The organism is Planomonospora alba, from assembly GCF_039534085.1.
Lineage (GTDB): Bacteria > Actinomycetota > Actinomycetes > Streptosporangiales > Streptosporangiaceae > Planomonospora_B > Planomonospora_B alba.
The window spans coordinates 1-24,871 of the sequence record NZ_BAAAUT010000011.1 but is presented as its reverse complement, the minus strand read 5'-3'; the positions used below and the strand labels follow the sequence as shown (position 1 = coordinate 24,871).

27 protein-coding genes are annotated in these 24,871 nt (G+C 73.5%); 15 read left to right on the top strand and 12 right to left on the bottom strand.

Annotated features, from left to right (window positions below; genetic code table 11):
* Positions 1-2 precede the first annotated feature (2 nt).
* Complete coding sequence (locus ABD823_RS08515; protein ID WP_344857573.1) at positions 3-668, bottom strand: TetR/AcrR family transcriptional regulator; 666 nt, start codon at positions 666-668, stop codon at positions 3-5.
* Between the two features lie 46 nt (positions 669-714).
* A complete protein-coding gene (locus ABD823_RS08510) occupies positions 715-1,830 on the bottom strand; it encodes a CapA family protein (RefSeq protein WP_344857820.1) in 1,116 nt (371 codons plus the stop codon).
* A 126-nt stretch (positions 1,831-1,956) separates the two neighbouring features.
* Here ABD823_RS08510 and ABD823_RS08505 point away from each other — a divergent pair, with 126 nt between their 5' ends.
* Positions 1,957-2,364, top strand: a complete 408-nt coding sequence (locus ABD823_RS08505) for a Fur family transcriptional regulator (RefSeq protein WP_344857571.1) — start codon at positions 1,957-1,959, stop codon at positions 2,362-2,364.
* Between the two features lie 82 nt (positions 2,365-2,446).
* On the opposite strand, the gene ABD823_RS08500 is transcribed toward ABD823_RS08505, so the two are convergent.
* Entirely contained in the window at positions 2,447-2,653 is a 207-nt protein-coding gene (locus ABD823_RS08500) for a DUF397 domain-containing protein (protein WP_344857569.1), read from the bottom strand.
* A 73-nt stretch (positions 2,654-2,726) separates the two neighbouring features.
* Positions 2,727-3,587, bottom strand: a complete 861-nt coding sequence (locus ABD823_RS08495) for a helix-turn-helix domain-containing protein (RefSeq protein ID WP_344857567.1) — start codon at positions 3,585-3,587, stop codon at positions 2,727-2,729.
* 648 nt (positions 3,588-4,235) lie between these two features.
* On the opposite strand from ABD823_RS08495, the gene ABD823_RS08490 reads away from it, so the two are divergent.
* From ABD823_RS08490 to ABD823_RS08470, 5 genes are all read left to right on the top strand, one after another.
* On the top strand, positions 4,236-4,469 hold the full coding sequence (locus ABD823_RS08490; RefSeq protein WP_344857565.1) for a hypothetical protein: 234 nt from the start codon (positions 4,236-4,238) through the stop codon (positions 4,467-4,469).
* Positions 4,456-5,106, top strand: a complete 651-nt coding sequence (locus ABD823_RS08485; protein ID WP_344857563.1) for a hypothetical protein — start codon at positions 4,456-4,458, stop codon at positions 5,104-5,106. Before ABD823_RS08490 ends, ABD823_RS08485 begins: the two co-directional genes overlap by 14 nt.
* Before the next feature lie 142 nt (positions 5,107-5,248).
* The gene (locus ABD823_RS08480) at positions 5,249-7,414 is read left to right on the top strand and encodes a molybdopterin-dependent oxidoreductase (protein ID WP_344857561.1); all 2,166 of its coding nucleotides are present in this window, start codon (positions 5,249-5,251) and stop codon (positions 7,412-7,414) included.
* Positions 7,415-7,484: 70 nt separating this feature from the next.
* Entirely contained in the window at positions 7,485-8,090 is a 606-nt protein-coding gene (locus tag ABD823_RS08475; RefSeq protein ID WP_425566581.1) for an HD domain-containing protein, read from the top strand.
* A gap of 40 nt (positions 8,091-8,130) precedes the next feature.
* Positions 8,131-9,045, top strand: coding sequence for a Rieske (2Fe-2S) protein (locus tag ABD823_RS08470; protein WP_344857559.1), 915 nt, complete (start codon positions 8,131-8,133; stop codon positions 9,043-9,045).
* A 155-nt stretch (positions 9,046-9,200) separates the two neighbouring features.
* Here the strand turns inward: ABD823_RS08470 and ABD823_RS08465 are convergent, their stop codons facing one another.
* From ABD823_RS08465 to ABD823_RS08450, 4 genes are all read right to left on the bottom strand, one after another.
* The gene (locus ABD823_RS08465) at positions 9,201-9,431 is read right to left on the bottom strand and encodes a hypothetical protein (protein WP_344857557.1); all 231 of its coding nucleotides are present in this window, start codon (positions 9,429-9,431) and stop codon (positions 9,201-9,203) included.
* Positions 9,432-9,460: 29 nt separating this feature from the next.
* Positions 9,461-10,240 carry a sulfite exporter TauE/SafE family protein gene (locus tag ABD823_RS08460; protein WP_344857555.1) on the bottom strand — a complete coding sequence of 260 codons (780 nt, stop codon included), beginning with the start codon at positions 10,238-10,240 and terminating at the stop codon, positions 9,461-9,463.
* Positions 10,241-10,318: 78 nt separating this feature from the next.
* Positions 10,319-11,368 carry an SPFH domain-containing protein gene (locus tag ABD823_RS08455; RefSeq protein ID WP_344857553.1) on the bottom strand — a complete coding sequence of 350 codons (1,050 nt, stop codon included), beginning with the start codon at positions 11,366-11,368 and terminating at the stop codon, positions 10,319-10,321.
* Positions 11,369-11,462: 94 nt separating this feature from the next.
* Positions 11,463-12,257: an ABC transporter ATP-binding protein gene (locus ABD823_RS08450; protein WP_344857551.1), complete on the bottom strand. Its 795-nt coding sequence runs from the start codon at positions 12,255-12,257 to the stop codon at positions 11,463-11,465.
* Positions 12,258-12,323: 66 nt separating this feature from the next.
* Here ABD823_RS08450 and ABD823_RS08445 point away from each other — a divergent pair, with 66 nt between their 5' ends.
* On the top strand, positions 12,324-13,043 hold the full coding sequence (locus tag ABD823_RS08445; RefSeq protein ID WP_344857549.1) for a hypothetical protein: 720 nt from the start codon (positions 12,324-12,326) through the stop codon (positions 13,041-13,043).
* A gap of 80 nt (positions 13,044-13,123) precedes the next feature.
* Here the strand turns inward: ABD823_RS08445 and ABD823_RS08440 are convergent, their stop codons facing one another.
* Positions 13,124-13,765: a winged helix-turn-helix transcriptional regulator gene (locus ABD823_RS08440; RefSeq protein WP_344857547.1), complete on the bottom strand. Its 642-nt coding sequence runs from the start codon at positions 13,763-13,765 to the stop codon at positions 13,124-13,126.
* 164 nt (positions 13,766-13,929) lie between these two features.
* On the opposite strand from ABD823_RS08440, the gene ABD823_RS08435 reads away from it, so the two are divergent.
* Positions 13,930-14,493, top strand: a complete 564-nt coding sequence (locus tag ABD823_RS08435; RefSeq protein ID WP_344857545.1) for a dihydrofolate reductase family protein — start codon at positions 13,930-13,932, stop codon at positions 14,491-14,493.
* A 125-nt stretch (positions 14,494-14,618) separates the two neighbouring features.
* Here ABD823_RS08435 and ABD823_RS08430 read toward each other — a convergent pair whose 3' ends face one another.
* Both ABD823_RS08430 and ABD823_RS08425 read right to left on the bottom strand, forming a co-directional pair.
* On the bottom strand, positions 14,619-15,251 hold the full coding sequence (locus ABD823_RS08430) for a response regulator (protein ID WP_344857543.1): 633 nt from the start codon (positions 15,249-15,251) through the stop codon (positions 14,619-14,621).
* A gap of 79 nt (positions 15,252-15,330) precedes the next feature.
* Positions 15,331-16,455: a GAF domain-containing sensor histidine kinase gene (locus ABD823_RS08425; protein ID WP_344857541.1), complete on the bottom strand. Its 1,125-nt coding sequence runs from the start codon at positions 16,453-16,455 to the stop codon at positions 15,331-15,333.
* Between the two features lie 157 nt (positions 16,456-16,612).
* Here ABD823_RS08425 and ABD823_RS08420 point away from each other — a divergent pair, with 157 nt between their 5' ends.
* Positions 16,613-17,281 (top strand): SDR family NAD(P)-dependent oxidoreductase, encoded by a 669-nt coding sequence (locus tag ABD823_RS08420; RefSeq protein WP_344857539.1) that lies wholly within the window; start codon positions 16,613-16,615, stop codon positions 17,279-17,281.
* Positions 17,278-18,408, top strand: a complete 1,131-nt coding sequence (locus tag ABD823_RS08415) for an S-adenosylmethionine:tRNA ribosyltransferase-isomerase (protein WP_344857537.1) — start codon at positions 17,278-17,280, stop codon at positions 18,406-18,408. Before ABD823_RS08420 ends, ABD823_RS08415 begins: the two co-directional genes overlap by 4 nt.
* A gap of 8 nt (positions 18,409-18,416) precedes the next feature.
* On the opposite strand, the gene ABD823_RS08410 is transcribed toward ABD823_RS08415, so the two are convergent.
* Positions 18,417-19,172, bottom strand: coding sequence for a FadR/GntR family transcriptional regulator (locus tag ABD823_RS08410; RefSeq protein ID WP_344857816.1), 756 nt, complete (start codon positions 19,170-19,172; stop codon positions 18,417-18,419).
* Between the two features lie 459 nt (positions 19,173-19,631).
* On the opposite strand from ABD823_RS08410, the gene ABD823_RS08405 reads away from it, so the two are divergent.
* The 5 genes from ABD823_RS08405 to serB all read left to right on the top strand — a co-directional run bounded on the left by ABD823_RS08405 (position 19,632) and on the right by serB (position 24,797).
* Positions 19,632-20,408 carry a (Fe-S)-binding protein gene (locus tag ABD823_RS08405; RefSeq protein ID WP_344857814.1) on the top strand — a complete coding sequence of 259 codons (777 nt, stop codon included), beginning with the start codon at positions 19,632-19,634 and terminating at the stop codon, positions 20,406-20,408.
* On the top strand, positions 20,405-21,844 hold the full coding sequence (locus tag ABD823_RS08400; RefSeq protein ID WP_344857535.1) for a LutB/LldF family L-lactate oxidation iron-sulfur protein: 1,440 nt from the start codon (positions 20,405-20,407) through the stop codon (positions 21,842-21,844). Before ABD823_RS08405 ends, ABD823_RS08400 begins: the two co-directional genes overlap by 4 nt.
* Positions 21,841-22,590 (top strand): LutC/YkgG family protein, encoded by a 750-nt coding sequence (locus ABD823_RS08395; protein WP_344857533.1) that lies wholly within the window; start codon positions 21,841-21,843, stop codon positions 22,588-22,590. The genes ABD823_RS08400 and ABD823_RS08395 overlap by 4 nt, the downstream gene beginning before the upstream one ends.
* 25 nt (positions 22,591-22,615) lie before the next feature.
* Positions 22,616-23,398: a COG1470 family protein gene (locus tag ABD823_RS08390; protein ID WP_344857531.1), complete on the top strand. Its 783-nt coding sequence runs from the start codon at positions 22,616-22,618 to the stop codon at positions 23,396-23,398.
* A gap of 175 nt (positions 23,399-23,573) precedes the next feature.
* The gene (serB, locus tag ABD823_RS08385; protein WP_344857529.1) at positions 23,574-24,797 is read left to right on the top strand and encodes a phosphoserine phosphatase SerB; all 1,224 of its coding nucleotides are present in this window, start codon (positions 23,574-23,576) and stop codon (positions 24,795-24,797) included.
* Positions 24,798-24,871: the final 74 nt, after the last annotated feature.

The window sequence follows — 24,871 nt, the reverse complement described above, 5'->3', positions numbered from 1 at the left end:
CCCTACCGGGCCTCGCGGTCCGCGGCCCCCCTGGCGAACTCCCGGTTCAGGTAACCCCGGATCAGCCGCTTGGCCTCGGCGATGATCTCGGGGGAACCGTCCGGGTCGCGCCGGAAGGCCATCTTCAGCACCGCGTCCCCCGCCTCGACGGCCACGAGGATGGCCAGGTCGAGCTCCTCGCTGTCGGCCAGGCCGTACTCCTGCAGGAGCAGGCCGCGCAGCCGTCCGGCGATCACCGTGTTGTTCTCGGCCACGGGGTCGAGCATGTTGAGGTCGACCACGTCGCCGAAGTGCAGGGAGCGGAATCCTGGAACGGTCCGGTTCATCTCGACGTACTCGTCGATGATCGCGTCGACCGCGTCCCACCACCCCCCGTAGTCCTCGGACAGGAAGCGCGCACCGATCCGGGAGACGAATCTCTCCATGTGGCGGCGGGTCACCGCCTGGGCGATGGCCCGCTTGTCCGGGAAGAACTGGTAGACGGAGCCGATCGCGACCCCGGCGCGCTCGGCGATCCGGGTGGTGGACAGCGCCTCGTACCCGATCTCGTCCAGCAGTTCCGCGCACGCGTCGAGCATCCTCTCGACACGCCGTGCGCTGCGTCGCTGGGTGGGCTGGCGCCGCAGTGGAGTCTCACCGCACTCCTCGGTGGGCAGGATGGACGACATCCTTCCATCTTGCCCGTCCGGCCCCGTCCGGTCAGGCGCTATCGGGTCAATCACCGGATCGTCCGGGCTTCGCGGCCAGACCGGTGCACCCGCGCAGCGACTTCCAGTCGGCGACGGCCCGCTGCCGGGCGTCGCCGGTGAGCGGGACCGGCACGCCACCCTGGATGACGGCCGGCGTCCACTGGTCCTTGAGCACCTTCCGGCCGTTGATCGTCAGCGTGAGCACGCCGGTCCTGCCGGTCTCGGGCCCCCAGTTGTAGAAGACGAAGTTGCCCAGGCCGTAGTTGACGTAGGCGTTCCGCAGGTAGCCGCCGCCGAGCAGGATGTGCGCGTGGCCTCCCACGACCACGTCGGCCCCGGCCGCGACCAGCTTGGGCGCCAGGCTCCGCTGCGCCTCGTTCGGGCACTTCTGCAGCTCGGTGCCCCAGTGCAGGTGGACGATGACGGTGTCGGAGTCCTGGCGCGCCCTGCGCACCTCCCGGATGAGCCGCGCCTCGTTCTTGGCGGAGGCCAGCCCGCCCTTGTCGCCCTTCGCCGTCCAGGCGGTGATGAACTCCGAGTCCAGCACCTGGGTCGCGCCGATGATCGCCACCCGGTTGCCGTTGACGGTCGTCCGCCACGGCCGGTACGCCTGGGCCTCGTTCGCGCCCACGCCCACGACCGGGAACTTCGCGCGCCTGATCGCGGCCAGCGAGTCGGCCAGCCCGCTGTCCATGTAGTCCATGCCGTGGTTGTTGGCCATGGACGCCACGTCCACCCCCGCCGCCTTCAGCGCGGTCAGCGCGCTGGCGGGGGCGCGGAAGGTGTACTGCTTGCCGGGGGCGGGGGTGCCGCCGGTGGTGATCGCGGTCTCCAGGTTCACCATGGCGATGTCCGCTCTGCGGAGCACCTTGGCGATCGGCCCCAGGGCGGTGCGAGGATTGGTGTTCAGCCTGGTTCGCAGGACACCCTCGAAGTGCACGTCACCACCGAAGGAGATGGTGAACGGCCCGCGCTCCGGGGTGGGCGTGGCCTCCACCGCGGTGGCCGGCGTGCGGGCGGTCCCGTCCCCGTCCCGGGCCTTCTCCGGGGCGGCGGACTCGGCCGCCGTGCAGGCCGCGGCGAGCAGGGCGGATACGGCGGCGGCGGCCACTCCGAGGCGGCGGCGGGTATAGGTGTTCATCGTCATCCGAGCATGCCATCTCCACCCCGGTAAGTGGGACGACTCGCCCGCCGAGACGGCCCCCCGACCGAACTGGAAGGAATCCATTAGTTGGACAGCTCAAATTTGGGACGTAATGTTGACGGCATGGAAGACGACGATCTGCTCCGCCAGGCCGGCCTGCGGGTGACCGCGGCCCGGGTCGCGATCATGCAGACCGTGCGGGAGGGCGACCACCTCGACGTGGACTCCATCCACCGCGGCGTGCTGGAGCGGGTCGGCCAGGTCTCCCTCCAGGCCGTCTACGACTCGCTGAACGCGCTGCACGGCAAGGGCCTGCTCCGCCGGATCGAGCCGGCCGGCAGCCCCGCCCGCTACGAGACCCGGGTGGGCGACAACCACCATCACCTCGTCTGCCGGGAGTGCGGGAAGGTCACGGACGTCGACTGCGCCGTCGGGCACGCCCCGTGCCTCGACCCTGCCTCCGACTCCGGGTATCTGGTCGACGAGGCGGACATCACCTACTGGGGCGTCTGCCCCGACTGCCGCCGCTGAGGGAGCCGCCCGGCGGCCCCGCTCCCGCCTCTCCCCCGAGTACGGCCTGCGTCCCTCCCGCGGCTGCAGGCCGTACCCGTCGTCACAGGTCGAACTCGCCGTCCTTGACGCCCCCGACGAAGGCGTCCCACTCACCCGGAGTGAAGATCAGGACCGGCCCCTGCCGGTCCTTGCTGTCCCGGACGCCGACGCGCCCGCCCGACAGCCGGGCGACCTCCACGCAGTTGCCGTTGGCCGCGCTGCGGGCGCTCTTCTTCCAGACCGCACCCGCGAGATCAGCTTCATACATGTCTCTATCTCCTTTACGGGAAACGCCCTCGGTTCCCGCTGGGGCAGCTGCTCAGGAGGGTTGAGGAGACTGCCTATCTCCAACGCTCATCGATGATCTTCTCGATGAGTTCCCGAGAGCCGTCGACACCGAATGCCTCCGACTGCAGATGGCCGAAGGCGATCTCATAGCCGTACACCATCTCCTCGTCTTCCACGAAGCGCGCGCTGTAGAGCGACTCCAGGTACACGACGTCGTGGAATGCGGGGAACTTGAGGTGGAAGAAGGAGCCGGTGTTCACCGGGTGCTCGCCGTGCAGAGGCAGGACCTGCACACGCACGTTCGGCAGCCGGGAAAGCTCGATCAGGTGTCCGAGCTGTCCGCGCATCACCGCCGCGCCGCCGAAGCGGCGCAGGAGGACCGACTCGTCCATGACCACCCAGAGCCTGAGCGGATCGGCGCTCCTCGTGATGAGGTCCTGCCGGGCCATACGGGCGTTCACCCGGCTGCGGAACTCTCCCGGCGGAATCCGAGTGATCGGCTGCGTGGCACGAATGACCTCGCGCGCGTACTCCTCGGTCTGCAGCAGACCCGGCACGAGCTGGGGTTCCCAGTTGAGCGCCGAGACCGCCTCCGCCTCCAGCCCCAGCAGGGTGGTGAGTTCCTGGGGCAGGGAGTCCGAATAGTCTTCCCACCAGCCCTTCCGGGCCGCGTCCCGATGAAGCTCCAGCAGCTCCTGCCGCCGGGCCTCATCCACTCCATACAGCTCGGCGAGGGCTTCGACGTCGCTTCTGCGCGGCATGGTCTTGGCGTTCTCGATGCGACTGACCTTGGACGCCGACCACGTCAGCCGCACGGCGACGTCCTCACCGCTCAGGTCGCAGCCCTCCCGCAGCCGGCGCAGCTCCTGGCCGAGCCTCAGCCGGCGAACGGTTGGACTGCCACGCTCGGGCACCGTCCGACCCCCTCACCGATATGGAGGTGTATCGCTACAGGACTGTTTAAGGCCCCACAATTCGGAGCCTCGGCCTCATCGTACACTGCAACTTGCACGAGGAGCTGCGCGGGTTCTCCCAATGTTCTCTCCATAAAACCTTGCCGCAAGCCTTTCCGTGACAGAGGGTCGGCCGGAGAAGTCCCCGCCGTCACCCCGGGCGGACGGCGAGGATTTCCGGGAACGCCTTTACCTTCCGCCCCCGGCGGCTCGCACGCCCCTCAGTTTGCGGCCCCGGACCGGCATCCCCTTTCCCATGCAAGTTGCACGAGGGCGTGCACCACCGCTTGCATGAAAAGTTCCCTGATATTTCCGGCGGCAGAGTATTGCAGCATTTGACACCCCGGGGGAGCATCTGATTAGGGGAGGCTCCGCCGCCCGGACGCACCGGCGGCGGCACGGCCTCGCGCGAGCGCCCGGGTTCCAGGGAGGCGGATGGTCACGCGACGGGGGAGACGGCGGGCGACGGCCGACGGTCGCGCACCGGCGGCACACGAAGCCGCGAAAGCATCACGGAAAGCCCACAAGGCACGAATGCATCGAGCCGGCGGCCACCGGCCCGGATGCTGTCACAAGAGCTCCGCAACGACGCCACGGAGGGAGCCTCCCATGCACTTTTACGCCATCAACGGGATCTACGCAATCAAGACCCGGCTGGCCCGGATGATCGAGCGGGCCGACGACGAGCTCTGCATGGACCAGGACGAGTGGGCCTACCGGCTCGGCTGGACCGTGCAGAGGACCGGGTTCGGCGCCCGGCACTACCGCAACCCCCTGTTCGACCTGCAGAAGGCCGAGCGCATCTACGCGACCGGCGAAGTGAGCGAGAATGTCGCCGCGTAACCCCCGCGACGACCGCCACCGGTCACGGGAGTCCTCGTGGCCGGTCCGCAGGGCGCCCCTGCCGGTGCGGCTCTGGCGGTGGCGGACGGAGATCGTGCTCTCGATCGTGACCGGCGCCGCCGTCGCCCTGGTGGCGGCGAGCCTGCGCGCGGGCGAGTGGTGGCCGTTCCTGGCGCTCACCAGCACCGTCTGGTTCCCCGCCGCGACCCGCACCGGACGCGGGTGGACCATCGCGCGTCTGCGCTGCCTGGCCTCCCGGCACCGCATCCACCGGGTGTGCATGGAGACGCCCCTGCACACGCGGTCCGGCAGGCTGCCGCTGGTCATGAGGATCACCCCCACCGCCGCCGGCGAACGGGCCGTGATCATGATCAGGGCCGGGATCTGCGCGGCGGACTTCCGGGCGCACGCCGAGGAGATCGCGGCGGCATGCCTCGCCAGGCGGGTGGTCGTCACCCGCCATCCCCGGTGGGCCAACCTGGTCGTCCTGGAGATCGTCCGCAGGGAGGCCGAGGTGCCGCCCGGGCTCTCCCCCGAGTTCGAGCGCGTCTACGGCGGGATCGGGCGCACGCCCCGGATCCGGGACGGCGCGGTGGAGGAGAGGCCGGAGGACGGGCGCCTGCCGCGGGCCGCCTGACCGCGCCGCGCGGACCGGGTGGGCACCGCCGCCCGGCCGCCCCGCGCGGGCACCGGCGTGTCCCGGAGAACGGGCCTCGGGGCTTCCCCTCGTCCCCGGCGCCGGGTAATGATGAGTTCATTCATCGAACCCAGGAGTGCCGATGCGAACCGCCCACCGGACCTGTCCCCTCTGCGAGGCCGTCTGCGGTCTGCGGCTGACGCTCGACGACGCCGGGCAGGTCACCTCGGTGAAGGGGGATCCGGACGACCCGTTCTCCCGGGGCTTCATCTGCCCCAAGGGCGCGAGCCTGGGCCGGCTCGACTCCGACCCCGACCGGCTCAGCGCCCCGATGGTCCGCACCGGCGGCACCTGGCGCGAGACCACCTGGGCGGAGGCCTTCCGCGCCGTCGAGCGGGGCCTGACCGGCGTCGCCGAGGCGCACGGGCGCCAGGCCCTGGCCGTCTACCTCGGCAACCCGAACGCCCACACCATGGCCGGGGCCCTGTACGGCGCGCCGCTGATCCGCGCCCTCGGCACCCGCAACGTCTTCTCCGCCAGCACCGCCGACCAGATGCCCAAGCACGTCTCCTGCGGCCTGATGTTCGGCGACCCGCTGGCCATCCCGGTGCCCGACCTGGACCGCACCGACTATCTGCTGATGCTCGGCGCCAACCCGCTGGAGTCCAACGGCTCGCTCTGCACCGCCCCCGACTTCCCCGGCCGGCTGAAGGCGCTGCGCGCCCGGGGCGGCAGGCTCGTGGTCGTCGACCCCCGGCGGACCCGCACCGCCGCGCTCGCCGACGAGCACCTGTTCGTCCGCCCCGGCACCGACGCCCACCTGCTGTTCGGCATCGTCCACACCCTCTTCGCCGAGGACCTCACCTCGGTCGGCGTCGAGGTCGAGGGCCTGGCGGAGCTGCGCGCCCTCGCCGAGGACTTCGCCCCCAAGGTCGTGGCGGAGGCCTGCGGAGTACCCGCCGACGTCATCGTACGGCTCGCCCGCGAGCTGGCCGCCGCCCCCACCGCGGCCGTCTACGCCCGCATCGGCACCTGCACCGCCGAGTTCGGCACCCTCGCCCAGTGGCTGGTCGACGCGGTCAACGTGCTGACCGGCAACCTCGACCGGCCCGGCGGCGTCATGTTCGCCAAGCCCGCCACGGAGACCGGGCGGCGGCGCCGGCCGTACGCCGCGGGGCGCTGGCACAGCCGCGTGCGGGGCCTGCCGGAGGCGAACGGGGAGCTGCCGGTGGCCACCCTCGCCGACGAGATCGCGACCCCGGGCGACGGACAGGTCAGGGCGCTGGTCGTGGTGGCGGGCAACCCCGTGCTCTCGGCGCCGGACGGCCCCCGGCTGGAGGAGGCCCTGCGCACCCTGGAGTTCATGGTCTGCGTCGACCCCTACCTCAACGAGACGACCCGGCACGCCGACGTCGTCCTGCCCCCGCCCCCGGTGCTGAGCTCACCGCACTACGACTTCTCGCTGCTGGCCTTCGCGGTGCGCAACTACGCCCGGTTCTCCCCGCCGGTGCTGCCGCCGGAGCCCGGGCGGCCCTCGGAGGCGGAGATCCTCGCCAGGCTCGCGCTGATCGCCTCCGGGCAGGGCGCGGACGCCGACCCGGCCGTGCTCGACGAGCTGATCCTCGACCAGCTGCTCCGCAGGGCCGTCGGGACGCCCGGCTCGCCGGTCGAGGGACGGGACCCGGCCGAGCTCCGCGCCGGGCTGGAGGGCGACAGCGGGGCCGAGCTCCGGCTGGACGCCATGCTCAAGCTCGGCCCCTACGGGCTCTCCCTGGCCGAGCTGCGGGCCCACCCGCACGGGCTCGACCTCGGCCCCCTCGCCCCCCGGCTGGGCGAGGTGCTGCGCACCGCCTCGGGCAGGGTGGAGCTGGCCCCGCCCCGGCTGGTGGAGGACGTCGCCCGGCTCCGCGCGCGGCTGGCCGTGCCGGCACCGGAGATGGTGCTGATCGGCCGGCGGCACCTGCGCTCCAACAACAGCTGGCTGCACAACGTGGCCCCGCTGGTCGGCGGGAGCAACCGGTGCACGCTGCAGGTCAACCCGGACGACGTGCGCAGGCTCGGGCTGGGCGGGCACGCCGTGGTCCGCAGCGCCGCCGGGGAGGTGACCGTGCCGGTGGAGCCGACCGACTCGATCATGCCTGGCGTGGTGAGCCTGCCGCACGGCTGGGGGCACGCCGGCAGCGCGCAGCGGGTCGCGGCCGAGCACGCCGGGGTGAGCGTGAACGCGCTGACGGACGCCTCGGCGGTCGACGCGCCCTCCGGGAACGCGGTGTTCAACGGGGTCCCGGTCACCGTCGCGCCCGTCTGACCGCCCGCGACGCCCCGCGACGCCATGGCCCGGCGGGAAAGGACCTGCGGCGAGCACTAGGCTTGCGCCCGTGACCACCCCTCCAGAACAGGACCGTCTGCACGCCCAGCTCGCCTTCGCCATGGAGATCGACAAGCTCCGGCGCGTCGTCCGCCGCAACACCCTGATGGACGGGTCGCGGCGGGAGAACGACGCCGAGCACTCGTGGTACGTCGGCATGCTGGCAATGGTCTTGGCCGAGCACGCTCCGCCGGGGACCGACCTGGACAAGGTCATCGCGATGCTGCTCGTCCACGACATCGTCGAGATCGACGCCGGCGACACCTTCATCTACGACTCCCAGGCCGTGGAGAACCAGCTGGAGATCGAGCGCAAGGCCGCCGACCGGATCTTCGGGCTGCTCCCCGAGGACCAGGCGGCGCGGCTGCGCGCGCTCTGGGACGAGTTCGAGGAGCGCAAGACGCCGGAGGCCAGGTTCGCCAAGGCCCTGGACCGGATCGCGCCGATCCTGGCCAACCACCACAACGAGGGCGGCACCTGGTCGCTCTACAAGGTGACGGCCGAGCAGGTGCTGGAGAAAGTGAAGATCATCGAAGAGGGGTCACCCACCCTCGGCGCCTACGCCACGGAGATCGTCGAGCTCTCCGTCCATCGGGGACATCTGGCGCGTGCATAACGCGGTTCCCGGGTAGGTCCCTATGGGTCGAGAGGGGGCGATGGTGAAGGAATCAGTCCAGGCCGGACGTCGGAGCTTCAAGAGTCTGGCGTCCACGATCGACATCGTCGGTCCGATCGAGCGGTCGTCACGGCTGGACCGGCCGATCCGCGGCCTGGCCAAGGCCGTACGCCGCAGGATCGGGCCGGGGCGCCTGCGCGACCTGCTGCACGGCGTCCCCACCGGCAAGCCCCTCCACCCGCCGCTCGTCACCTTCGTCGTGGGCTGCTGGGCGGCGACGTCGGTGATCGACCTGACCGGGACCGGCTCCCGCGCCGCGCGGACCGTGCTCACCGCCGGGCTCGGCGCCGCGCTGCCCGCCGTCGCCTCGGGCATCACGGACTGGTCCGTCATCCATCGCGAGCAGCAGCGCGTCGGCTTCGTGCACGCGATCACCAACCTGACCGCCTTCGGCCTCTACGCCGGCTCGCTCGCGCTCCGCATCGGCGGGCGCGAGCGGGCCGCCCGGCTCCTGTCGTACGCCGGGCTGGGCGCGGCGGGCCTGGGCGGCTTCCTCGGCGGCCACCTGTCCTACCGGCAGGCGGTCGGGGCCAACCACGCCGACTCGGTCGCCCACCTGGTCCCGCTGGGCTGGTACGACCTGTGTTCTCTCAACGACCTGCCGAACGGCCGGCCGGTGGCCCGGCGGCTGGGCTACATCGACCTGTTCGTGCTCCGGGTCGACGGCGAGGTCACCGTGCTCGCCGACCACTGCCCGCACCTCGCCGGCCCGCTGCACCAGGGGCGGCTGGTCGCCGAGGGCGGAGCCGCCTGCGTGACCTGCCCCTGGCACGGCAGCACCTTCCGGCTCTCGGACGGAGCCGTCGTGCACGGTCCGGCGACCGCGCCCGTGCCGGCCTTCGACACCCGCATCCGCCGCGACGGCGTCATCCAGGTCCGCCCGGCGCAGCGCTGACCGCCGCGCCGGACCGGCGCAGCGCACGGCGGGAGCGCGAACTCCGGAACCCCGCACAACGGGAACGCGGAACCCGGCACCGCGCACGGCGGGCCCGCCTCCGCGGCACCGGGACGGGACCCCGCGCCGCGGAGGCGGGGCGGGGGCCGGAGCGGTCAGTCCTCGGCGCCGCCGTCCGCGGGATGCTCGACCAGGGCGAGGACCCGGCTGGACATGAACCTGGCGGTCCGCACCGCCGTACCGCTCCGGGTGACCTCGCTCACCTCGACCACGCCGCCGCGGCGGTTGGCGATCTCCACCCGGCGGCCCGCCCTGGTCGCGGCGACCTCGTACGTGCGCGAGGAGTCCCCCGCGTCGATGACGATCTCTACCCTGTCGCCTTTCATGTCGGGTTCATACCCATACAGGGTAGATTTTATCCGTACACCAGTTTGACAATGGCCGCGACGCCGACGCAGACGATGAACCCCCGCAGCACCGGGGCGGGCAGCTTCCGGCCCACCCGGGCACCGAGATAGCCGCCGATCGTCGCGCCCACCGCGACCAGCGCCACCGCCCGCCAGTCGATCTCGGCCATGGGGAACAGGTCCAGCGCGTCGGCCGTGACGAACAGCACCGCCGCGACCCCGTTGACCACGAGCGAGAGCACGTTCTTGGCGGCGTTCACCCGCTGCAGCTCCTCCTCGAGGAAGATGCCGAGCAGCCCGATGAGCAGCACGCCCTGGGCCGCGCCGAAGTAGCCGCCGTAGATCCCGGCGCCGAAGACGCCGAGCCAGAGCCACGGGCCGCCGTGCGGGTGGGCGTGCTCGCGCCGGGCGGCGATCCGGGCGCTGAGCCTCGGCTGCGCCACGACCAGCACGCACGCCAGGCCGATCAGGGCCGACACGATCACGGTGAAGGTGCGCTCCGGCAGGGAGAGCAGGAGCACGCCGCCGATGAGGGACCCGAGGAGCGAGCCGGCCCCCAGCCGGACCAGCCGGTCGCGCTGCCCCTTCAGCTCGGCGCGGTAGCCCAGCGCCCCGGTCAGCGAGCCGGGCACCAGCCCGATGTTGTTGGAGACGTTGGCCACGACCGGTGGCAGCCCCACCGCCACCATCGTGGGGAACGTGATCAGCGATCCGGAGCCCACGACGGCGTTGATGCCCCCGGCCCCGATCCCGGCCGCGAAGATCGCGACCGCCTCCCACGGCGTCATGCGCGCCCTCCTCACTCGTACGGCTCGCGCCCGCTGACGGTGCACGGCACTCACCGCACCTTAGGAGGGGGCCGGTCCTCACCCGGGGGCGGGGGTCCCCCTCACCGCCCCGTCCGTACCGGGCGCGTCGCCGGCCGGGTCCGGGGCCCCCGGCGCACGCGCACCGCCGTCCCCCGCTCCCGTCCGCCCCGGCTCCGGCACCGCACCCGCCTCCCTCCCGGCGGCGACGGCGTTCGCGAACAGGCCGCCCAGCCCCTCCAGGGCCCTGCCCATCTCCGAGGGCACGATCCAGAGCTTGTTCGCGTCGCCTTTGGCGATCTGCGGGAGCGTCTGGAGGTACTGGTAGGCGAGGAGCCGCTGGTCGGGCTTGCCCTCGTGGATGGCCCGGAACACCATGGCGATCGCGTCGGCCTCGCCCTTGGCCCGCATCGCCCGCGCCTCGGCGTCGGCCTGGGCCCGCAGCACCGCGGCCTCCGCCTCGCCGCGCGCCGCCAGGACCGCGGCCTGCTTCTGCCCCTCCGCGGTGAGGATGGCCGCCTGCTTCTGCCCCTCGGCGGTGAGCACCGCCGCGCGCTTGTCGCGGTCGGCGCGCATCTGCTTCTCCATCGAGTCCTGGATGGAGGCCGGGGGGTCGATCGCCTTGAGCTCGACCCGGTTGACCCGGATGCCCCACTTGCCGGTGGCGTCGTCGAGGACCCCGCGCAGCTCGCTGTTGATCTCCTCGCGGGAGGTCAGCGTGCGCTCCAGGTCCATGCCGCCGACCACGTTGCGCAGCGTCGTCACGGTGAGCTGCTCGACGCCGACCAGGAAGTTGGCGATCTCGTAGGTCGCCGCGCGGGGGTCGACGACCTGGAAGTAGATGACCGTGTCGATGGAGACGACGAGGTTGTCGGAGGTGATGACCGGCTGCGGGGGGAAGGAGACGACCTGCTCGCGCAGGTCGATCGTCTCCTTGATCCGGTCGATGAAGGGGACCACGAGGTTCAGTCCGGGCAGGAGGGTGCGGTGGTATCTCCCGAGCCGCTCCACGATCCCCGCCGTGGCCTGCGGCACGATGCGGACCGTCCGGACCAGTGCGAGCGCGGCGATGGCGACCACGACGAGCGCGGCGACAAGCGATGATCCCATTGGCCACTCCGGGCGGTCGAGTCAAATGGATCTCTCGTCACCTGGAATGGTATTTCGTTTTACTTCCCCGCAGTGGCCTGAGTCACATTTCAGCTCAGAACTGCTGCGCGCGGGCGTACCACCGGCCGTCCGCCCCCCGCTCCAGGCTGAGCGGGAGACCGAAGGTGCGCGAGAGGGTGTCGGCGGTCATCACGTGGTCGATCGGGCCCTGGGCGACCACCGAGCCGTGCCGGAGCAGCAGGGCGTGGGTGAAGCCGCTGGGCACCTCCTCCACGTGGTGGGTGACCAGCACCATCGTCGGTGCCTTCGGATCGTGCGCCAGGACCGCCAGCCGGCGGACCAGGTCCTCCCGGCCGCCCAGGTCCAGCCCGGCGGCGGGCTCGTCCAGCAGGAGCAGCTCCGGGTCCGGCATCAGCGCCCGGGCGATCTGCACCCGCTTGCGCTCGCCCTCCGACAGGGTGTTGAACCGGCGGCGGATCAGGTGGGCGCAGCCGAGCTGGTCGATCAGCTCGACCGCCCGGGTGACGTCGTGGGAGTCGTACTCCTCCTTCCAGCGGCCGAGGATCGCGTAGGAGCCGGTGAGCACCAGGTCGATGACCTTCTCCTCCGGCGGCACCCGCTCCGCCAGGGCCGCGCTCGCCAGCCCGATGCGCGGGCGCAGGTCGAACACGTCGGTCTGGCCCAGCCGCTCGTCCAGGATCTCCACGGTGCCCTCGGTCGGGAACAGCATGGCCCCGGCCACCTGGAGCAGCGTCGTCTTGCCCGCCCCGTTGGGGCCGATGACGACCCACCGCTCGTCCTCGTGGACGGTCCACTCGATGTTCCGCAGCAGGACCGCCCCGTCCCTGCGGACGGTGACATCCTGTAGCCGAAGCACCTGACCGCCCATGCGCCACGCCTCCTTGATAATCGCTCGGTCAAAACCTATTGCAGGACAAGCGCATATCGTGGATCGGTGCACCCTGATTCACCGATCTCGGCAACGCTGGTCTGCTGGGGCAACGCCTGGCTCGCCGGACGGACGGGCCTCGACGAGGCCGCCGACCGCGTGGAACGGCAGGCCGGACCGCAGCTCGTCGCCACCGCCGCCGGGGACGTCCCGCTCCGGAGCGTCCTCGCCGACCTGCGGGGCGAGGGGTTGTCCGCACTGCGCCTGGCCCTCCCCGTCGCGGGCGACCCGCTCGGGCTCACCGGACCGCCCCCCTTCAACTCCGCGGCCGTCGACGCCGGCCAGGCCGTGACGGCCGTCCTCCCCGGCAGGTGCCTGGGGCTGGTCCCGGCGCCGGACCGCCGCGGATCATCGTACGCCGGGGTGCGCTGGAGCGTGTTCGAGGCCTCCCCCGCGGCCCCCGACCTGCCCTCCCTCGCCGAGGCCGAGCACGCGCTGGCCCTCGCGATGCGCGCGGCCACCGACGCGCTGCTCGGCGTCGAGGGACCGGCCCAGGGCCGGCGCCCGGTCAGGTCCGACGACGAGGGCCTCGCGCCCGGCTATCCCGCCCGCGCCCACCGGGTCGCCGCGCTGGCCGCCCGGCTCGCCGCGGTGCTCCGGCTGGCCGACGACCGGGGCCTGACCTCGGGCCAGGTCGCCGTGCGCAGCCAGGCCCTGCGCGAGCTCGACCGCGCGGTACGGCGGGCGCGCGTGGCCGCCCACCACGCCATCACCGAACTCGTCTGACCGCCGCCCCGTCCCCGAGGCCGGGACCGTACGGCCGGGGCGCCGCCGGGGCACGGCGGGCGGGCGGGGCGGACGGCGGGTCAGATGGCGAAGACCTCGGCGAAGCGCTCCAGCAGCGCGGGGTCGCCCTCGATGCGCACGGCGCCGGTGGCGACGGCCTCGGCCGGGGTGATCTCCCCGGCCATCACCGCCTTGATCGCCATGCCGGTCTCGATGACCAGGTCCGCGTCCGGCAGCGGACCCTCACCCGCGTTCAGCGCGCCGTCCGCGACGCGCATGTGGAAGACGGTCTCGCCCATGCGCACCTCGTAGCGGGCCGCCAGCCCGGCGGCGGCCTCGGGACGGAAGGTGTTGCGCATCGCCAGGACCATCGAGGCCGGGGTGACGATCTCGCCGGGGCGGGGCTCGCCCAGCGACCTGGCGCCCCACCGGCTCAGGTGCATGACGGCCTCCTCCAGGTCGCGGCCGTAGTCGGTCAGCTCGTAGACCACCGAGCCGTCGGGGCGGGGCAGGACGCGGCGCTGCACCACGCCGGCGGCCTCCATCTCCTTCAGCCGGGCCGACAGGATGTTGGTCGGGATCTTCGGCAGCCCGTTGCGCAGGTCGGTGTAGCGCCGGGGGCCGACCAGAAGATCACGGATGATGAGCAGCGCCCAGCGCTCGCCCACGATCTCCACCGCGCGGGCGAGCCCGCAGTACTGTCCGAACTCACGCTTCGCCATGCTTCGGATTTTATGTCACACACCCGTTGACATAGCTAGCTTGTTTTTAGCAAGCTTGCTTCAGCACGACGGCGGGACGCGAGTCCCGATGAACCCCTGACGACGCGGAAGACGAGAGCCGCCCCCGGCGGCGCCGTCTCCGGCCTCCTCGAAAGGACGCCCTCATGCGCAAGCTCAAGCTCCAGGTCCAGACCACCGCCGACGGCTACATGGGCGGCCCCGACGGCGAGATGGACTGGATGCACTTCCCCTGGAGCGACGACCTCAACGCCTACCTCGACGCGCTGACCAAGCCGGTCGACACCATCGTGCTGGGCCGCAGGCTCGCCGAGGGCTTCATCCCCGCCTGGGAGGCCGGGCCCGAGGGCGAGCCCCAGGAGACGATCGACTGGATGAACGACACCCCCAAGGTCGTCGTCTCCGGCTCCCTCACCGAGTCGCCCTGGAAGAACGCCACCGTCGTCGGCGGCGACCTCACCGAGACCATCGGCGGGCTCAAGGCCCGGCCCGGCGGCGACATCATCACCTACGGCGGCTCCACCCTCGCGCGCAACCTCATCGCCGCCGGGCTGGTCGACGAGCTCCACCTGATCGTCAACCCGACCGCGATCGGCACCGGGCTGCCCGTCTTCCCCACCACCGGCGCCGTCCAGCGCTTCCGGCTCGTCACCACCCAGCCGTTCGAGTGCGGCATCACCGCGCTCTGCTACGCACCGGTCCGCTCCTGACCGCTCCCCCGGGAAGCGGGGCGTCCGGACGGCCGCCTCCGGCGGGAGCCCTCCGCGGCTCCCGCGGGTGACCCCCGCGGAGGCGGACGCAGGCCGGGGCCCTCCCGACCGCCGCCGGGCGGCGGTCAGGCCAGGCCGTGCCGGACCGCGTAGAGCGCGGCCTGGGTCCTGTCCTGCACGCCCAGTTTCATCAGCACGTTGGAGACGTGGGTCTTCACCGTCTTCTCCGCCACCGCCAGCTCCCGGGCGATCTCCCGGTTGGAGCGGCCCGCGGCGAGCAGCGCCAGCACCTCCCGCTCCCGGTCGGTCAGCGGCACCGCCGGACCCGGCCCCGCGGGGGCGGGCGCGGGCGCCGCCAGCACCGCCTCGGCGGCCTCGGGGGCCAGCAGCACCTGCCCGCCGTGGACCGCCCGGATCGCCTGGACGAGCGCCGCGGGCTCGACGTCCTTGTAGAGGAAGCCCGCCGCCCCGGCCCGCATCGCCGGGGCCACGTCCCCGCGGTCGGTGACCGAGGTCAGCACCAGCACGCGCACCGGGAGCCCGCGCTCGGCGATCCGGGCCAGCGCGCCGGGGCCGTCGAGGACCGGCATCCGCAGGTCGAGCAGGAGCACGTCCGGGGCGAGCGAGGCGGCCAGCTCCACCGCCTCGGCTCCGTCCCGGGCCTCCCCGACCACCTCAAGGTCGTCCTGCAGGTCCAGGAACGTGCGCAACCCCTGCCGGACGACCGGGTGGTCGTCGGCGACCAGCACCCGGATCATCGCGCCGCCTCCCCGTCCGCCGGAGTGCCGCCCCGGCGGCCCGCCCTCTCCCCGCCCGCCGCACGGGCGCCCGTGCGGATCATCCCGTGGGCACCTCCATCCGCACCAGCGTGCCGCGCCCCGGTTCCGAGACCACCCGCACGCTCCCGCCCAGCGCCCGGGCCCGGTCGCCCATCGAGGCGATGCCCAGCCCGTGTCCCGAGACCGCGGCCGCATCGAAACCGGTCCCGTCGTCGCGCACCTCCATGACCAGGCGGCCCTCCTCGCAGCCCAGGCGTACGGTGACCGCCTCCGCGGCCGCGTGCCGGGAGGCGTTGTGCAGCGCCTCCTGGGCGATCCGCAGCACGGCCGCCTCGGTCTCCGGCCCCAGCGCGCACACCTCGCCCTCCTCGAAGGAGAACGAGGCCGGGTGGAGCCGGTCCAGCAGCCGGACGTGCTTGCGGAGCGTCTCGGCCAGGCCGTGGCGGTCGAGCTCCGCCGGGCGCAGCTCCACGATGACCGCGCGGAGCTCGGCCAGCGCCTCCCCCGCCAGCCGCTCCACCCGCTCCAGCTCCCCCAGCGCCCGGCCGGGGTCGCGGGTGACCAGCGAGGCCGCCGCCTGGGCGGTGAGCCGGAGCGAGAACAGCTTCTGGGTCACCGCGTCGTGCAGTTCCCTGGCCATCCGGGTGCGCTCCTCCACCAGGGCGAGCTCCCTGCTCCGCTCGTAGAGGCGGGCGTTGGTCAGGGCGATCGCGGCGTGCGCGGCGAACATCGTCAGCAGCCGCTGGTCTGTCTCGGTGAACCCGCCCGGAGTGCGCTTGTTGGACAGGAAGATGATGCCGAGCACCCGGTCGCCGTCGCGGATCGGCACCCCGAGGAAGTCCTTCAGCACCGGATGGGCGCGCGGCCAGGAGTCGAAGCGGGGGTCCCGGCGGATGTCGGCCAGCCGGACCGGCGCGCCCTCGCGCAGCATCGCCCCGAGCATGCCGTGCTGGCGGGGCGTCGGCCCGATCGCCTCCCACTCCTCCTCGGAGACGCCCTCGGCGACGAACTCGGCGAACGCCCCGTCGTCGTCGGGCACGCCGAGCGCGGCGTAGCGGGCGTCCAGCAGCCGCTGCGCCGAGCGGACGATGACCTGGAGCACCTCCCGGACCGACAGGTGCCTGGTCACCGCGAGCACGGCGGAGCTCACCGCGTGCAGCACGTCGTCCCGCTCTCCGTCCATGGACGAGACTCTAGGCGGCCGGGCCGGCCCACCGCCTCGGCCGCCGGACCGGCCGGACCGTGCCCCGCCTCGGCCGCCGGACCTAGGCCCATCGGCCCGTGCCGCCCCCGTCCCGCGTCCGATGTGCGACACCATGCCCGGTTCCTACCGTCGGGACATGACGACGAAGACCGCACTCATCACCGGCGCCTCCCGCGGACTCGGCCTGGCGCTGGCCCGCGCCCTGGCCGCCGACGGCTGGCGGCTCATCCTCACCGCCCGGGGCGCCGGGGCACTCCACGCCGCCGCCGGCGGGCTCGGCGCGCTCGCCCTGGCCGGCGACGTCGCCGACCCCGCCCACCGGGACCGGCTGGCGGCGGCCGTACGGGACCACGGCGGGCTGGACCTGCTGGTCAACAACGCCTCCGGGCTGGGCGCGACGCCGCTGCCGCCGCTGGCCGGCTACCCGCTCGCCGTGCTGGAGGACCTCCTGCGGACCAACGTGCTCGCCCCGCTCGCCCTGATCCAGGCGGCCCTGCCGGGCCTGCGGGAGCGGCGCGGCGCGATCGTCAACGTCTCCTCCGACGCCGCCGTGGCCGCCTATCCGGGCTGGGGCGGGTACGGCGCGACCAAGGCGGCGCTGGACCAGCTCTCCAACGTGCTCGCGGCCGAGGAGCCCGAGGTCGCGGTCTGGTGGGTGGACCCGGGCGAGATGAACACGGCCATGCTCGCCGAGGCGGTCGGTCAGGAGGAGGCGTCGGCGGCGCCCGGCCCTCAGGCCGTCGTCCCCGCGCTGCTCCGGCTGCTCGCCGAACGCCCGGCGAGCGGGCGGGTGGCCCTCCCATGACGGACGCGACGGAGGTGACGGACATGGCGGAGGTGACGGACACGCCGGGCACGATGCGTGCCGCGGATGTGATGGGCGCGGCGGGCACGATGCGTGCCGCGGAGACGGCGGGCGCGGCGGACGTGATGGGCCCGGACTTCACGCTTCCGGCCGAGCTGGAGGCGCGCCGCCCGCCGGAAGCCCGGGGACTGACCCGGGACGGGGTCCGGCTGCTGGTCGCGCACCGGCGCACCGGGCAGGTGGAGCACCACCGCTTCACCGGCCTGCCCGGTCTGCTCGACCCCGGCGACCTGCTCGTGGTCAACAACTCCGCCACGCTCCCGGCCGCGGTCCGGCTGGACCGGCTCGCGGTGCACTTCTCCACGGAGCTGGCCGACGGCGCCTGGCTGGTCGAGCTGCGCCGCCGTACGGCGCGGGCCAGCGAGCCCTACACCGGCGGCGCGCCCGGCGAGTGGCTCCCGCTGCCCGGCGGCGCCACCCTGCGGCTGCTCGAACGCCGGACGCCGCGGCTCTGGCGGGCCCGCCTGGACCGCGAGGTCCCCGGCTACCTGAGCCGGTACGGCGTGCCGATCCGCTACTCCTACGTGGAGGAGGACTGGCCGCTGTCGGCGTACCAGACCGTGTTCGGGGTGGTCCCGGGCAGCGCGGAGATGCCCAGCGCCGGACGGCCGTTCACCACCGGCCTGGTCACGGAGCTGGTGGCGCGCGGCATCGGCGTCGCACCGGTCACTCTGCACACCGGGGTGGCCTCACCGGAGAAGGACGAGCCGCCCTATCCGGAGCGGTTCGAGGTGCCGGAGGGCACCGCGCGCCAGGTACGGCTGGCCCGCGAGAACGGCGGACGGGTGATCGCCGTCGGCACGACCGTGGTCCGGGCGCTGGAGACGGCCGCCCCGGACGGCGGGGTACGGGCGGCGCGCGGCTGGACCTCGCACGTCGTCACCCCCTCGACCGGGGTGCGGGTGGTGGACGGCCTGCTCACCGGCCTGCACGAGCCGCGCTCCAGCCACCTGCTGATGCTGACGGCGATCGCCGGGCGGGAGCTGCTCTCCCGGTCCTACGAGGAGGCGCTGCGGGAACGCTATCTCTGGCACGAGTTCGGCGACCTCCACCTGATCCTCCGCTGACCACCGCGCTACCGCGGGCCGGCCGGACCGTCCTCCCCGGCCGCGCCGACGACATCGCGGTGGAAGTCGCGGATGTGCTCCTCCACCAGGCGCCCGGCACGCTCACCGTCCCGGGCGGCGACGGCGTCGTAGATGGCGTGGTGCTCGGCGCGCAGCCGGGCCGCGACGGCCTCCCAGTCGCCGATCCGGTGGAAGGCACCGAGCAGGGTGTGCCGGACCGCGTTGCGCACCGCGACGGTCATGTCGGCCATCAGGCGGTTCCCGCCGGCCTCCGCCACGGCCACGTGGAAGGCGGTGTCGTGGTCGTTGAACCGCTCCCGGGAGAGCCCGGGCTCGTCCATCCGCGCCAGTTCGGCGCGCATCCGGGCGAGGTCCTCCTCGGTGGCGCGCCCGGCGGCCAGGCGGGCGCTCGCGCTCTCCAGGGTGGCGCGCGACTCGACGACGTCGTCGAAGGGGAAGTTCGCCAGCGCGATGTGCAGCCGGAGCAACTGGGTGAGCCCCGCGCTCGGCATGGCCGTGATCACGCTTCCCGAGGACGGTCCCGTGCCCACCTTGGAGCGGAGCACCCCCTGGGCTTCGAGGACCCGCAGGGCTTCGCGCACCGCGGCCCGGCTGACGCCGAGCAGCTCGACCAGCTCGCGTTCCGGGGGGAGCCGGTCCCCCACCCGCAGGCTTCCGGCGAGGATCTGCTCCTCGATCCGGGCCAGCACCAGCTCGAAGGTGCGGAAGCGCGGCACCGGCTCCCACTCCGCCGCCTCACCCATGAGTCCCACCCATGCCCGCCTCCCCCTCGTCGTTCCGCACGGCTCCTCCGGGGCTCGCCTCCCGCCCCGCACCCGCACCGGTCCGCGGCGGCACACCCTACGGCTCGGGGCACCGGGGCACGCCGGTCCGCCGTACGGCTCGCGGCACCGGGGCACCGGGGCACCGGGGCACGCCGAGCCTAGCTTGAGAAGCCCAGATATTGGTCAGACCAAACCGGGGACTCCCTGGACAGGGGCGCATGCTCCTGCTTAGCTGAGCGAGCCAAGCTATGGTCTGACCAAACACGCAGAGGGCCGCATGCACCGACTCCGTCCCGCTCCCGTCCCCCGTCCCGCCTCCGTCCGGCGCGCGGCCCGCGAGGGCCGGTTCCCCGGAGCGGGGCCGGGCATACCGCTCCCCCCGCAGGTCCGCGTCGCCGCGCGGACGCTCCCGCGACCGTGACGCGCACCGGAGGCATCATGCGGATCGCCCTGTTCATCACCTGCTTCAACGACACGATGTTCCCCGCGACGGGCAGAGCGGTGGTGCGGCTGCTGGAGCGGCTCGGCTGCACGGTGGACTTCCCCACCGGTCAGACCTGCTGCGGCCAGATGCACTTCAACACCGGTTACCAGCGCGCGTGCGTGCCGCTGGTACGGCGCTTCGCCGAGGTGTTCGCGGGCTACGACGCCGTGGTGACCCCCTCGGGCTCGTGCGCCGCCATGGTCCGCGAGCACCACTCCCGGGTGGCGGAGATCTCCGGCGACCCCGCCCTGCCCGCCGCGGTGGAGTCCACCGCCCCGAAGGTCCACGAGCTGTCCGAGTTCCTCGTGGACGTGCTCGGGGTGACCGACGTCGGCGCCTACTTCCCGCACCGGGTCACCTACCACCCCACCTGCCACTCGCTGCGCATGCTCCGCGTCGGCGACCGGCCGCTCGCCCTGCTGCGGGCCGTACGCGGCATCGACCTGGTCGAGCTGCCCGAGGCCGACCAGTGCTGCGGCTTCGGCGGGACGTTCGCGGTGAAGAACGCCGACACGTCGGTGGCGATGTGCGCCGACAAGGTGCGGCGGGTGCTGGACACCGGCGCCGAGGTGCTCTGCGCGGGCGACAACTCCTGCCTGATGCACATCGGCGGCGCCCTCTCCCGCCTGCGCGCGGGCGTGCGGACCCTGCACCTGGCCGAGATCCTCGCCTCCACCGAGGCGGAGGCCGCCCTGCCGGCCCGGGCCGGCGAGGGGGTGGCGCCGCGGTGAGCGCGACGTTCCTGGGCATGCCCGCCTTCCCGGCCGCGGCCAGGCGCGCCCTGTCCGACACGCAGCTGCGCCGCAACCTCGCGCACGCCACCCGCACCATCCGGAGCAAGCGGGCGGCCGTGGTCGGCGAGCTGCCCGACTGGGAGGAGCTGCGCGAGGCCGGGCGCGCCATCAAGGAGCGCACCCTGCGCCACCTCGACGCCTACCTGCTCCAGCTGGAGGAGAAGGTGACCGCCGCGGGCGGCCGGGTGCACTGGGCGCGCGACGCCGCCGAGGCAGGCCGCATCGTCGTCGACCTGGTCCGGGCCACCGGCGAGCGCGAGGTGGTCAAGGTCAAGTCCATGGTCACCCAGGAGATCGGCCTGAACGAGGCACTGGCCGAGGCGGGCATCGCGGCCTACGAGACGGACCTCGCCGAGCTGATCGTGCAGCTCGGCGACGACCTGCCCTCGCACATCCTGGTGCCGGCCATCCACCGCAACCGCGCCGAGATCAGAGAGATCTTCCTGCGGAACATGGCCGCCTACGGCGTGCCCGCGCCCGCCGGCCTCACCGACGAGCCCGCCGCGCTCGCCGCGGCCGCCCGGACCCACCTGCGGGAGAAGTTCCTGCGGGCGAAGGTCGGCGTGTCCGGCGCCAACTTCCTGGTGGCCGAGACCGGCACCGCCGTCGTGGTCGAGTCGGAGGGCAACGGCCGCATGTGCCTGACCCTCCCCGAGACGCTGATCTCCGTCGTCGGCATCGAGAAGGTGGTCCCCACCTGGCAGGACCTGGAGGTCTTCCTCCAGCTCCTGCCCCGCTCCTCCACCGGCGAGCGGATGAACCCGTACACCTCGGCCTGGACGGGCACCACCGACGGCGACGGGCCCCGCGTCTTCCACCTCGTGCTGCTGGACGGCGGCAGGACCGACGTGCTGGCCGACCGGATCGGCCGCCAGGCGCTGAACTGCATCCGCTGCTCGGCCTGCCTCAACGTCTGCCCCGTCTACGAGCGGGTCGGCGGGCACGCCTACGGGTCCGTCTACCCGGGCCCGATCGGCGCGATCCTCGGCCCGCAGCTGCGCGGCACGGCCGGGGAGGCCGAGCGCGCCCTGCCGTACGCCTCGACGCTCTGCGGCGCCTGCTACGACGCCTGCCCCGTGAAGATCAACATTCCGGAGGTCCTGGTCCACCTGCGCGCCCGGGTCGTGGCGGAGTCCACCGGGCGCCGCAGGGCGCTGGAGCGGCTGGCGATGGGCGCCGCGGGCTGGGTGTTCTCCGCCCCCTCCCGGCTGGCCGCCGCGCAGCGCACGGGTTCGGCCGCCGGACGGCTGGCCGCCCGGCGCGGGCGCATCGGCCGGCTGCCCGGGCCGCTGTCGGCGTGGACCGACGCGCGAGACGTCCCGGCCCCGCCGAAGGAGAGCTTCCGGGCCTGGTGGGAGAGGACACGCCGATGAACGCGCGGGACGAGATCCTCGGCCGCATCCGCCGCGCCCTGACGGACGTGCCGGGCACCGAGCGGCCCGGCGACGTGCCGGTGCCCCGGCGCCACTCCACCGGCGGCACCCCGCCGCCCGGCTCAGCCGAGACGCTCGCGCTGCTCGCCGAGCGCCTGGCCGACTACCGGGCCGCGGTGCGGCTGGTGGACGCCGGGGAGGCCGTGGAGGCGATCGCGCAGGCGCTGTCGGGGGCGCTGTCGGGGGCGCTGTCGGGGGCGCTGCCGGAGGCGTCGTCCGGGGCACGGCCGGGGACACCGCCGGAGGTGCGGCCGCAGGCGCTTCCAGGAGCCGCCGCGCGGGGCGCGGGCCGGGTGGTGGTGCCGGAGGGCTTCCCGGAGCGGTGGCGGGCCGGGCTGGCCGCCGTGCGGACGGTCCACGACGACCCGCCGCTGCCCGTCGGCGAGCTGGACGCGGCGGCCGGCGTGGTGACCACGGCCGCCGTCGCCATCGCCGCCACCGGGACGCTGGTCCTCGACGGCGGACCCGGGCAGGGGCGGCGCGCCCTGACCCTCGTCCCGGACTACCACCTGTGCGTGGTCCGCGCGGACCAGGTCGTCTTCTCCGTGCCCGAGGGGCTGGCGCGCCTGGACCCGGTCCGCCCGCTGACCTTCGTCTCGGGCCCGTCCGCGACCAGCGACATCGAGCTTCAGCGGGTCGAGGGCGTGCACGGCCCGCGCACCCTGGAGGTCGTCGTCGTCCGCTGAGCGGCCCGGGAGGGCGCGCCCTCCCGTGGCCTTCCTCTCCCCGGCCCGGGATGCCGAGGTCCTGGAGTCCCGGGGCTGCGGGGTTCCGGGGCTGCGGGGTTCCGGGGCTGGGGGGTTCCGGGGCTGGGGGGTTCCGAGCCGCCCGCCCCCGCCGTCCCGGGGCCGGGAGCGGCGAGCAGCGCGATCATTCAGCTGCAAGAGAGCTCCAAGTCGATCTCCGCATGCTGGGTGCCGACAATCGCGTCCCGACGGGAGAAACCATGCGCCGGCACCTGACCGCGTTCGCCGCCCTCGCCATGGCGGGCGGCCTGCTGCTCGCCCCCCAGACCGCCAACGCCCAGACCGCGAGCGTCCCGCCCGTGGCCGGGGTCCAGGAGGCTCCTCCGCTCTCACCGCTGAAGCTGACGGCTACTACCCGCGCCGGGCCTACTCCGGCCGTACGATCACCTACACGCTCAAGGTCAAGAACGTCGGCGACTGGTACACCGACGTCGCCTACATCGGCGGCTACACCCCCAAGCAGGCCTACAAGATCCGCGTCACCGGCCCGTCCGGCTCCTACTGCGAGGTCGACGCCGACCGGCGCGAGGTCGGCTGCCTGCTCGACCGGCTGAACCCCGGCAAGACCGCCACCGTCAAGGTCAAGGTCTGGCTCCGGAGCGGCGCCCGGGGCACCGCGACCGCCGAGTTCGCCAGCGCCTCGATCGACGTCCCCGCGGGCGGCCTCGACACCCTGAACATCCACGGTCTCGACACCGGCGTGGACCTGAAGTACGTGAAGGTCAAGACCACGATCGTGCGCCGCTAGCCGTACCCCTCCGGCGGGGACCCGCTCCCGCGGCGGGCGGGCCCCGCCGCGGGCCGTACGGGGCCTGCGCACGCCGTACGGCGTGGCCTGCGGAAACACGGGCCGGCGAACGGCGGGCGTCCGGATGATGAACCGCGTTCCCGGCCGTTTCCCGAGGCAAGTAGCGTAGGAGGCGATGAACCAGCGCACGCTCCTGATCACGCTGACCGGCCCCGACCGCCCGGGCGTCACGTCCCGGCTCTTCGCCGTTCTCGCCGGTTTCCCCGTCGCCGTGGCCGACATCGAGCAGGTCGTCATCCGCGGCCGGCTGACCCTCGGCGTCCTCGTCGCCCACACCGGCGGCGCCTCCACCGGAACCGGCCAGACCCTCGGCGCGCTGTGGACCGCCGTCGAGCGCGTCGCCGAGGACCTCGGCATGGAGGTCCAGCTGGCCACCGGCTCCGACACCAAGGAGAAGCGCCGGCGCGGCCGCCTGCACGTCACCGTGCTCGGCGCGCCGCTGCTGCCCGCCGCGATGGCGGGCATCACGGGCCGGATCGCCGCCTCCGGAGCCAACATCGACCGGATCGAGCGGCTGTCCAGCTACCCGGTGACCTGCATCGAACTGGCCGTCTCCGGCGCCGACCCGGACGCGCTCCGCGCCGACCTGGCCGTGGAGGCGCACGCGCAGCAGGTGGACGTGGCCGTGCAGCGCACCGGCCTGTACCGCAGGGCCAAGCGGCTGATCGTGATGGACGTGGACTCCACGCTCATCCAGGCCGAGGTGATCGAGCTGCTGGCCGCGCACGCGGGCTGCCTCGACGAGGTCGCCCGGGTCACCGAGGAGGCCATGCGCGGCGAGCTCGACTTCGCCGAGTCGCTCCGCCGGCGGGTCGCGCTGCTGGAGGGCCTGCCCGAGGAGATCTTCGAGAAGGTCCGCAAGGAGATCGTGCTCACTCCCGGCGCCCGCACCCTCGTGCGGACGCTCAAGCGGCTCGACTACCGGTTCGCGATCGTCAGCGGCGGTTTCACCCAGCTCACCGACGGTCTCGTGCACGAGCTCGGGATCGACTACTCCGCGGCCAACACCTTGGAGGTGGTCGACGGCGTGCTCACCGGCCGGGTCGTCGGCGAGATCGTGGACCGGGCGGGGAAGGCGCGCGCCCTGGAGCGCTTCGCCCGCGAGGCGGGCATCCCGCTCAGCCAGACCGTGGCCGTCGGCGACGGCGCCAACGACCTGGACATGATCGCGGCGGCGGGCCTGGGGATCGCGTTCAACGCCAAGCCGGTGGTCCGCCAGGCGGCCGACGCCGCGGTCAGCGTGCCGTACCTCGACTCGATCCTCTACCTGCTCGGCATCCCGCGGGCCGAGGTCGAGGCCGCCGACGCCGAGGACGGCCTGACCGCCGCGGAGCACTAGGCCGTGTCTGATAAATGACCACGGCCGGTGCGGTTAGATGATCGGCCATGGTGCGACGTGGCGAACCGGCCGAC

Excerpts from the sequence above, each read along its gene's own strand:
- ABD823_RS08510 (WP_344857820.1), bottom strand. The coding sequence starts at position 1,830 with ATGAACACCTATACCCGCCGCCGCCTCGGAGTGGCCGCCGCCGCCGTA.
- ABD823_RS08465 (WP_344857557.1), bottom strand. The coding sequence starts at position 9,431 with ATGAAAGGCGACAGGGTAGAGATCGTCATCGACGCGGGGGACTCCTCG.
- ABD823_RS08460 (WP_344857555.1), bottom strand. The coding sequence starts at position 10,240 with ATGACGCCGTGGGAGGCGGTCGCGATCTTCGCGGCCGGGATCGGGGCC.
- ABD823_RS08410 (WP_344857816.1), bottom strand. The coding sequence starts at position 19,172 with ATGGGTGAGGCGGCGGAGTGGGAGCCGGTGCCGCGCTTCCGCACCTTC.
- ABD823_RS08405 (WP_344857814.1), top strand. The coding sequence starts at position 19,632 with ATGCGGATCGCCCTGTTCATCACCTGCTTCAACGACACGATGTTCCCC.
- ABD823_RS08395 (WP_344857533.1), top strand. The coding sequence starts at position 21,841 with ATGAACGCGCGGGACGAGATCCTCGGCCGCATCCGCCGCGCCCTGACG.
- ABD823_RS08425 (WP_344857541.1), bottom strand. The coding sequence starts at position 16,455 with ATGGACGGAGAGCGGGACGACGTGCTGCACGCGGTGAGCTCCGCCGTG.
- ABD823_RS08500 (WP_344857569.1), bottom strand. The coding sequence starts at position 2,653 with ATGTATGAAGCTGATCTCGCGGGTGCGGTCTGGAAGAAGAGCGCCCGC.
- ABD823_RS08440 (WP_344857547.1), bottom strand. The coding sequence starts at position 13,765 with ATGGCGAAGCGTGAGTTCGGACAGTACTGCGGGCTCGCCCGCGCGGTG.
- ABD823_RS08490 (WP_344857565.1), top strand. The coding sequence starts at position 4,236 with ATGCACTTTTACGCCATCAACGGGATCTACGCAATCAAGACCCGGCTG.
- ABD823_RS08485 (WP_344857563.1), top strand. The coding sequence starts at position 4,456 with ATGTCGCCGCGTAACCCCCGCGACGACCGCCACCGGTCACGGGAGTCC.
- ABD823_RS08435 (WP_344857545.1), top strand. The coding sequence starts at position 13,930 with ATGCGCAAGCTCAAGCTCCAGGTCCAGACCACCGCCGACGGCTACATG.
- ABD823_RS08515 (WP_344857573.1), bottom strand. The coding sequence starts at position 668 with ATGTCGTCCATCCTGCCCACCGAGGAGTGCGGTGAGACTCCACTGCGG.
- ABD823_RS08420 (WP_344857539.1), top strand. The coding sequence starts at position 16,613 with ATGACGACGAAGACCGCACTCATCACCGGCGCCTCCCGCGGACTCGGC.
- ABD823_RS08480 (WP_344857561.1), top strand. The coding sequence starts at position 5,249 with ATGCGAACCGCCCACCGGACCTGTCCCCTCTGCGAGGCCGTCTGCGGT.
- ABD823_RS08470 (WP_344857559.1), top strand. The coding sequence starts at position 8,131 with ATGGTGAAGGAATCAGTCCAGGCCGGACGTCGGAGCTTCAAGAGTCTG.
- serB (WP_344857529.1), top strand. The coding sequence starts at position 23,574 with ATGAACCAGCGCACGCTCCTGATCACGCTGACCGGCCCCGACCGCCCG.
- ABD823_RS08450 (WP_344857551.1), bottom strand. The coding sequence starts at position 12,257 with ATGGGCGGTCAGGTGCTTCGGCTACAGGATGTCACCGTCCGCAGGGAC.
- ABD823_RS08455 (WP_344857553.1), bottom strand. The coding sequence starts at position 11,368 with ATGGGATCATCGCTTGTCGCCGCGCTCGTCGTGGTCGCCATCGCCGCG.
- ABD823_RS08430 (WP_344857543.1), bottom strand. The coding sequence starts at position 15,251 with ATGATCCGGGTGCTGGTCGCCGACGACCACCCGGTCGTCCGGCAGGGG.
- ABD823_RS08415 (WP_344857537.1), top strand. The coding sequence starts at position 17,278 with ATGACGGACGCGACGGAGGTGACGGACATGGCGGAGGTGACGGACACG.
- ABD823_RS08505 (WP_344857571.1), top strand. The coding sequence starts at position 1,957 with ATGGAAGACGACGATCTGCTCCGCCAGGCCGGCCTGCGGGTGACCGCG.